Source organism: Streptomyces sp. NPDC127084, from assembly GCF_042724175.1.
Lineage (GTDB): Bacteria > Actinomycetota > Actinomycetes > Streptomycetales > Streptomycetaceae > Streptomyces.
This window is the reverse complement of the sequence record NZ_JBHXFA010000450.1, coordinates 1-688: the sequence shown is the minus strand read 5'-3', so window position 1 is coordinate 688 and position 688 is coordinate 1. Positions and strand designations below refer to the sequence as shown.

Here is a 688-nt window from a genome sequence, read left to right as displayed (position 1 = left end):
CCGCGATCGTGTACGTCGGCGCGGTCGCCCCGGAGATCGCCTTGCCGTCCGCCTTCCACTGGTAGGTGTACGAGGAGGGGGCCGGGGTCTGGACGAGGACCTGGTGGGTGGTGGATCCGGTGACCGCGCAGGAGCGGTTGCGGAAGGAGCACTCGGTGCTGCCGTCACCGCGCAGTACGGAGATGTTCGCGGTGCCCAGCGCGTCCCGTACGTCCACGTGCACGACGTCGGTGGCCGCGTCGGTGGTGATCTGGTGGCAGCGCAGGGTGCCGGGGGCGTCGTAGGTGCCCTTGACGGACGGGCCGCCGACCTTCTGCGCCGGGGTCGGCGTGCAGCCCGCCGAGGCGGCGGTCGCGGTGATGTCGCGCCGGGTCAGGGTGTAGGTGGCGGGCAGGTCGCGGCCGGTGACCAGGACGGTGTGCGCCTTGCCCGGGGTCAGGGAGCAGACCGTCCAGCCGTTGGTGGTGGGGAGGCGGTCGCAGATCTGCTTGCCGGTGGAGTCCAGCACGGTGAACTTCGCGAGGGCCGTGCCGGAGGTGGCGACCAGTTGGAAGACCTCCGCGTTCGTGTGCGCGTCCGCCGGGATGCTCAGGCACTGCGCGATTACGCCGTCGCCGGTGGTGAGCGTGGCCTTCGCGCCGGTGGCGGAGAATCTGCCGGCGGGCTGCTCCGGGCAGTCGCGGGGCGC

General features: G+C 72.4%; 1 pseudogene. It reads right to left on the bottom strand.

Features of this window, described 5'->3' with window-relative positions:
* Positions 1-688, bottom strand: a pseudogene (locus ACFWI9_RS34890) (Tat pathway signal protein); the annotation flags it as partial.